This is a genomic window from Prolinoborus fasciculus, assembly GCF_056724605.1.
On the sequence record NZ_JBWZQN010000018.1, the window covers coordinates 45,235 to 52,725 of the forward strand.

7 protein-coding genes and 1 pseudogene are annotated in these 7,491 nt (G+C 43.3%); 2 read left to right on the plus strand and 6 right to left on the minus strand.

The features are described from left to right. Positions 1-89 precede the first annotated feature (89 nt). The 4 genes from fusA to AC1P5O_RS06325 all read right to left on the minus strand — a co-directional run bounded on the left by fusA (position 90) and on the right by AC1P5O_RS06325 (position 5,020). Positions 90-2,225: an elongation factor G gene (fusA, locus tag AC1P5O_RS06310; RefSeq protein ID WP_004646111.1), complete on the minus strand. Its 2,136-nt coding sequence runs from the start codon at positions 2,223-2,225 to the stop codon at positions 90-92. Between the two features lie 128 nt (positions 2,226-2,353). Next, entirely contained in the window at positions 2,354-2,824 is a 471-nt protein-coding gene (gene rpsG, locus AC1P5O_RS06315; RefSeq protein WP_004279240.1) for a 30S ribosomal protein S7, read from the minus strand. Positions 2,825-3,004: 180 nt separating this feature from the next. Continuing rightward, entirely contained in the window at positions 3,005-3,379 is a 375-nt protein-coding gene (gene rpsL, locus AC1P5O_RS06320; RefSeq protein ID WP_002050319.1) for a 30S ribosomal protein S12, read from the minus strand. 156 nt (positions 3,380-3,535) lie between these two features. Then, the gene (locus tag AC1P5O_RS06325) at positions 3,536-5,020 is read right to left on the minus strand and encodes an EcsC family protein (protein ID WP_216986586.1); all 1,485 of its coding nucleotides are present in this window, start codon (positions 5,018-5,020) and stop codon (positions 3,536-3,538) included. A 273-nt stretch (positions 5,021-5,293) separates the two neighbouring features. On the opposite strand from AC1P5O_RS06325, the gene AC1P5O_RS06330 reads away from it, so the two are divergent. Together AC1P5O_RS06330 and AC1P5O_RS06335 are read left to right on the plus strand one after the other, a co-directional pair. Beyond that, positions 5,294-6,523 carry a beta-ketoacyl synthase N-terminal-like domain-containing protein gene (locus AC1P5O_RS06330; protein WP_004730606.1) on the plus strand — a complete coding sequence of 410 codons (1,230 nt, stop codon included), beginning with the start codon at positions 5,294-5,296 and terminating at the stop codon, positions 6,521-6,523. A gap of 23 nt (positions 6,524-6,546) precedes the next feature. Continuing rightward, the gene (locus AC1P5O_RS06335; RefSeq protein WP_004279237.1) at positions 6,547-6,999 is read left to right on the plus strand and encodes a CopD family protein; all 453 of its coding nucleotides are present in this window, start codon (positions 6,547-6,549) and stop codon (positions 6,997-6,999) included. Between the two features lie 56 nt (positions 7,000-7,055). Here the strand turns inward: AC1P5O_RS06335 and AC1P5O_RS06340 are convergent, their stop codons facing one another. Next, positions 7,056-7,334, minus strand: a complete 279-nt coding sequence (locus tag AC1P5O_RS06340; protein ID WP_499005895.1) for a hypothetical protein — start codon at positions 7,332-7,334, stop codon at positions 7,056-7,058. 57 nt (positions 7,335-7,391) lie between these two features. After that, positions 7,392-7,491 (minus strand): annotated as a pseudogene (locus AC1P5O_RS06345) (IS1 family transposase); the annotation flags it as partial.

Sequence of the window (7,491 nt, forward strand, 5' to 3'; positions counted from 1 at the left end):
TCTTCCTTTTTAAACTACTCATGCAGGATCACTGCATGAGCACTTGGTTTTTAACTATGAATTAGTTTGGGCTTATAGTAATCGAAAGATTACTCGTCGTCACCTTTTTTACCGCCAGACTGGAATTTAGAAATGATGCCTTCAGCCACGTTACGTGGAGTTTCAGCATATTTAGCAAATTCCATAGAGTATGTTGCACGGCCTTGAGACATAGAACGCATTTGAGTCGCGTAACCAAACATCTCAGCAAGTGGAACCTCAGCTTTAATTGCTTTAGTACCACCAGGCAAGTCATCCATACCTTGAACCATACCACGACGACGGTTTAAGTCACCCATGATATCGCCCATGTAGTCTTCTGGAGTTTCTACTTCAACTTTCATGATAGGTTCAAGAAGAACAGGATCTGCTTTCATGAAACCGTCACGGAAGGCATAAGAACCAGCCATCTTGAACGATAATTCGTCCGAATCGACATCGTGGTAAGAACCGTCAAACAATGTAGCTTTAATGCCAACTACTGGGTAACCAGCAAGGACACCATTCTTCATACGCTCTTGGATACCTTTATCCACAGCACCGAAGAATTCTTTAGGAACTACACCACCAACAACTTCTTCAACGAACTCGTAGTCTTTACCAGCATCAGCATCCATTGGCTCTAAACGTACGTATACGTGACCAAATTTACCTTTACCACCAGTTTGACGAACGAATTTACCTTCTTGCTCAACTGACTTTTTGATCGTTTCACGGTAAGAAACCATTGGTTTACCAATGTTTGCTTCAACACCGAATTCACGCTTCATACGGTCAACAATAATGTCAAGGTGAAGTTCACCCATACCAGCGATGATTGTTTGACCTGACTCTTCATCAGTACGAACGCGGAATGATGGATCTTCCTTAGCCAAACGACCTAAAGCAATTGACATTTTTTCTTGGTCAGCTTTAGTTTTTGGTTCAACAGCCAATGCAATTACTGGCTCTGGGAATTCCATACGCTCAAGTGTGATGACATTTTTCTCATCACAAAGTGTATCACCTGTAGTTACGTCTTTAAGACCTACACACGCAGCGATATCACCCGCACGAATTTCTTCAACGTCTTGACGATCGTTCGCGTGCATTTGCACGATACGGCCGATACGTTCACGTTTAGATTTAACTGGGTTATAAACAGAATCACCTTGTTTAAGAACACCAGAGTAAACACGTACGAAAGTTAAGTTACCTACGAATTTGTCGTTCATGATTTTGAACGCAAGTGCAGAGAACGGAGCTTCGTCAGATGCTTCACGAATCGCTTTAGTTTCAGCCTTATCGTCAAGAACACCTTCAATCGCTTTAACTTCTGTAGGCGACGGTAAGAATTCAATTACTGCGTCCAACATACGTTGAACACCTTTGTTTTTGAATGCTGTACCACAAAGCATTGGTTGAATTTGACAAGCCAAAGTTTGGACACGTAGACCAGCAACGATTTGTTCTTTAGTCAAATCGCCATTGTTCAGGTATTCATCCATTAACTCTTCAGAAGCTTCAGCAGCAGCTTCAACCATGTTTGTACGCCATTCTTCAGCAGTTTCTTGAAGTTCAGCCGGGATTTCACCGTATTCAAACTTCATACCTTGTGAAGCTTCGTCCCAAATGATCGCTTTCATTTCGATCAAGTCGATTACGCCTTGGAAGTTTTCTTCAGCGCCAACAGGGATTACTACAGGTACTGGAGATGCACCTAAACGTGTTTTCATTTGTTCAACAACACGGAAGAAGTTGGCACCAGTACGGTCCATCTTGTTCACGAATGCTAAACGAGGCACTTGGTATTTGTTCGCTTGACGCCATACAGTTTCAGACTGAGGTTGTACACCACCTACAGCACAGTAAACCATGCACGCACCATCAAGAACACGCATAGAACGTTCAACTTCAATTGTGAAGTCAACGTGTCCCGGTGTATCAATTACGTTGATACGGTGTTCAGGGAACTGTTTAGACATACCTGACCAGAATGTAGTCGTAGCAGCAGAAGTAATGGTAATACCACGTTCTTGCTCTTGCTCCATCCAGTCCATTGTTGCTGCACCATCGTGTACTTCACCAATTTTGTGAGATACACCTGTGTAGAACAGAATACGTTCTGTAGTTGTGGTTTTACCCGCATCAATGTGCGCAGAAATACCAATGTTACGATAACGAGAAATTGGGGTTTGACGTGCCATGATTTCTAGCATTCCTAAATTTTGTTGTTTAAAACAGGACGCTTTAAGCTGCATAGCAACTTAAAGCGCTTTGGTGACAAAACCATGACGGTCTTATCACTCTCCTGAATAGGGCCTGTTTTATCTGCTTAGAAACGGTAGTGAGAGAATGCTTTGTTGGCTTCAGCCATACGGTGCACATCTTCACGTTTCTTAACCGCAGCGCCTTTGCCTTCAGATGCATCAAGCAACTCGCCAGCAAGACGTAAAGCCATAGTTTTTTCAGAACGCTTAGCAGCAGCATCTACTAACCAACGCATCGCTAGAGCAGTACGACGGGATGGGCGTACTTCCATAGGAACTTGGTATGTAGCACCACCAACACGGCGTGCTTTTACTTCGACCATAGGACGAACTTTTTCAAGAGTAGTCTCGAAAAATTCAACTGGGTCTACTTTAGATTTTTCTTGAACGCGGTCTAAAGCACCGTAAACGATACTTTCAGCAATAGATTTTTTACCATCTTGCATTACGTGGTTCATGAATTTAGCGATTGTTTGGCTGCTGAACTTAGGATCCGGAAGGATTTCACGAGCAGCGACTACGCGACGTCTTGGCATTTTAAACTACCTATAAAGATGACACTTCAGGTTTATCCAGCATGAGTACAAAGTGTCATGTACTACTCGCTGGCCTTACTATACGTCGCTTGGAATTTTCACAAAATTAATGCAGAAATCAGACAAGCGAGACGATAAAGGATTGCGGTTCTACGTTCTTAAAATTTAATTCTTAACGAATTATTTCTTAGGACGTTTAGTACCGTATTTAGAACGAGACTGGTTACGATCTTTAACACCAGCACAGTCTAAAGAACCACGAACGGTATGGTAACGTACACCTGGTAAGTCTTTAACACGACCACCACGGATAAGAACAACACTGTGCTCTTGTAGGTTATGGCCTTCACCACCGATGTAGCTAGAAACTTCGAAACCTGAAGTTAAGCGAACACGGCAAACTTTACGCATTGCTGAGTTAGGTTTTTTAGGTGTAGTTGTGTAAACACGTGTACAAACACCACGGCGCTGTGGACAAGCCTTCAACGCAGGAACTTTAGATTTTTCAACTAAAGTCGTACGACCCTTGCGGATCAACTGATTTGTTGTTGCCATTTGGCAATTCTCCCGTTAATAAAAAGCCCCAAAAAACTACTACTTTTTGAGGGCATGCAATTGTAATTCAAGATGCAAAATTGGTCAACCTACTCAAGCCAAGCAAATACCGTTTCTCACGACATTTGCCTGCTTTTATTTACCTTCAAAATTCGCTTATTTTTTTGAATTTTTACTGACTTTTTTAGTCACATCTTGAGCTTCAGATTCAGTTTTCGAATTTTCTTGATCGTCTACGCCCTGCTGTGAAGTCTCTGTAGCAGCTTCTGCCTCGTCAGCAGCTTCTGGATGCAGTTCAGCTTCGATTTCCGGATCAAATGAAGTTTTGGTTAAAGCGGGTTGTTGCGACTGCTTATCTACCGCAGGTTCAACCAACTCATCGTTAAGCGCTTCCAGCCCTTCACTCACCTTTTCATCTTTCTTCACTTCTGCTTCTTCAGAGCTTAGATCATTCTGCTCTTTTTTGACCAGCTTGACTTGGGTAATCGTGTTATTGCCCTCAATCGCAATATCTTTATCCATGATCGGCTTATCTTTCGGAAGCTCAACTTCGTGAGAGACACCATTTAGGAGTTTCGGAGTTGCCTGTTGCAACAAACTGACTGCTTTTTCATAGGCAGCATAAGGAGACAATTGCGAATCCTGATGCTGAATCAGGTATTGGCGTGCATGCGAGAATGCTTCCTGAGCTTTCTGATTTACATCCTCGACAAAACGATGGCTATATACAGCACCAATACCAGCACTCGCCAGAGGCGTCAGTTTGGTTAATCGCTCCAGAATCGAAATTTTTGGCAGATGATTCATCCATTCCCATTTAGCCTCTCCCTCATGACGACTTAACCATTGCTTGATGGCGCTGACATCATTATCAGAACCTAGCATGGCTTGTAACTGCGAGATATCATGAGTTTTAAGTGTATTACTTAAAGCTTTTAAACCTAATAATAAGGTCTGTTTTTCCGCAATCAGGCTCAGGTCGATCTGTCTAAAGATATGCTGGACGATTTCTTGATCATCTTCTTTGCTCAGGTCAAAACCATAAGAGCGACCGACTTGATAGATGGTACGCAATGCCATCAGTAAAGAAGCGGGAATATCAATCGCGGTGCCAAGCATTCCTGAAGCACCACTTACTGCACCCTGCACCGTTGCAATCCATTTGTTTTGTTCACCTAAAGCCTGTGAAATTCGCTTGGATCGATCGACGTCCTGAGTCAATTCCTCTAAATCTTTCGCTCCCGCTTCACTCAGGATGGCATCCACCGAACTGGTTTGATTACTGAATTGATTCAGACGGTCATAAAAGTAGTTAGACACTTTTTCGGTCAGATCGGGAGAGACAAAATGCGCGACATTATTCACGGTATTAAAACGGCGTCCGAGAAGTTGGCGCGATACATTTGGAAGATGCTCGCGAAGCATTTGCTGAGGATTATCATATTTTTTAGCTGAAAAAGCGCTTTTCGTCTTCGCCGAACCATCAATCACCTGATCGGAGTTAGAAGGCTTCAGCGCTTTAGTCACCGAATCCGGCGCAACATGATTCAATAAATCCAATCCGGTTGAACTGAACTTTTTCGCCACTCCAAAGGCATTCGAAATCAGACCATTAGATTGTTTATTATTAGCATTTACCATTTTTTACCTCAGCATTCATGTGCTTGTATTTGGTATAAATACTAGGTGTAGTCAGCATTTATCTCAACTTTATTCTGTTTCATTTAGTAAAACCCCAACACGCCGACTCACAAACTCAACCGACTGTCACACGGCATAACATTTGCCATAAGATTTCAAAAGTCTTTCTGCTATCATGTTCCCCATCATGAAATAAGGCTAGGCGCTGGATTGGGCGATTTTAAAACCCAGATATCTGCCGCTGGGCATAGAGCAAACTATAAGGATCTGTAGATGAAACGTGTTGTCATCACTGGCATGGGTATTAACTCATGTATTGGTAATACATTAGAGGATGTAAACCATTCTTTACAAAACGGGATTTCAGGAACACGTTTTAATCCGACTTATGCTGAACTCAATTTCAAAAGTCATGTCAGTGCTGCAGCCGAGCAGGATTTCGACGGGATCGACCGCAAACTGAAACGCTTTATGGGCGTATGTGCAATGTATGCGTACAACTCAGCTCTTGCTGCAGTTGAACATGCAGGTTTAAAGGTTGAAGATCTAGCTGGCAACCCACGTTATGGTATCGCGGGTGGTTCAGGTGGCGGTTCAACTGCTTCCGTTATTGAAATGAACGAATTATTGCAAACCAAAGGTGCGCGTAAAGTCGGTCCTTTCTTTGTACCACGTAATATGACCAACACCATTACGGCTAACGTTGGCGTTGCATTCAAATTACAAGGTGTAGCACATACCATTACTAGTGCATGTGCAACTTCTGCGGATGCGATTGGTTATGCCTACAACCTGATTCAACTCGGCAAACAAGATTTAATGCTGGCAGGTGGCGGTGAAGAAGATCACTGGTCACAAAGCTTGTTGTTTGATGCGATGGGCGCACTTTGCTCTAAATACAACGACAGCCCTGAAACAGCATCACGCCCTTATTCTGCAGACCGTGACGGTTTCGTGATTGCCGGTGGTGGTGGTTTTGTAATCCTTGAGTCTTTGGAACATGCGCAAGCGCGTGGTGCCAACATTCTTGCCGAAGTCGTAGGCTATGCAGCTAACTCGGATGGTGCCGACATGGTTGCACCATCTGGTGAAGGTGCAACGCGTTGTGTACTGATGGCTTTAGAAGAAGCAAAACAACACGGTGTCGATAAAATTGACTATGTAAATACACATGGTACTTCTACTCCAGCGGGTGACATCACAGAACTTAAAGCAATGGAACGTGCTTTCGGTGAAGGTCAGGTTCCGCCACTAAGCTCAACCAAGTCAATGACAGGTCACAGTCTGGGTGCTGCTGGTGTTCAGGAAGCGATTTATTCAGTTCTGATGATGCAAAATGACTTTATTGCGCCAAACATCAACGTGACCGAGCTGGATGAAGGCGCGAAACCGTTTGATATCGTGCTTGAAAAACGTGACGCAAAATTGAATACTGTGATGAGTAACAGTTTCGGTTTCGGCGGCGTAAATGCTTGTCTCATTTTCAAAAAGTGGGAAGGCTAAGCTGCCCAGTTTAGGGTGACTTGATGGATGCTCCTTCTGATGCTTTCTTGTGGGTAAAAGCATTACATATTATTGCGGTGGTTTGCTGGTTCGCGGCTTTGTTCTACTTGCCACGGTTATATGTTTATCATGCCATGAGCGAAGATGCCGTCAGTCATCAACGCTTTGAAGTCATGGAACGCAAGCTGTACCGTGGCATCATGTGGCCAGCCATGCTGGCTACCTTGATTACAGCGCACTTTCTGGTGGATTGGGGTGATGCAACGCGTCACTATCATGAAGCCTTATGGTTTTACCTTAAAGTCGGCCTGGTCGGCTTATTGGTGATTTACCATCTGGTGTGTGGTTATTACCGCAAGAAGCTGATTGATAATGCACATTACAAGTCACACAAGTTTTGGCGTTATTTTAATGAGATGCCAACCCTGATCTTATTTGCAGTGGTGATTTTAGTCGTAGTTAAACCTACTTTCTAATTCACCTGCTAAATAAAAAATCCCCGATCAGTCGGGGATTTTTTATGTCTGAATATTTAAGGATTACCACGCTGACGCATACGCGGCTTATACAGCAAACGATAGGTCACTGCCAGAATAATCAACCATAAAGGACTGATCATCAGAGCTTTTAGAGTATCAGGTTCCAAGCTTAGAATAATCAAGGCGAACAACAAGAATGCTAATACCACATAAGACATCCATACCCCACCCGGCATTTTAAAGGTCGAAGCCACATGTTTTTGCGGTTGCTGCTTACGGTAACGGATGTAGCACACCATGATGATGCTCCAGATACTAATAAACAGGATCACACACAGCGAACTTGCCAGAGTAAAAGCTTCGGTGGTGTTTCAAAAAGTATGCTGGCATTAAACGAATCCATTATTGATATAAAAGAACACTAAATCAAAGGCTTTGAAATGATTTTCAAGCTTTTTGGAGAAGTTGCAGCTTCTCCTAAAGCCTCGC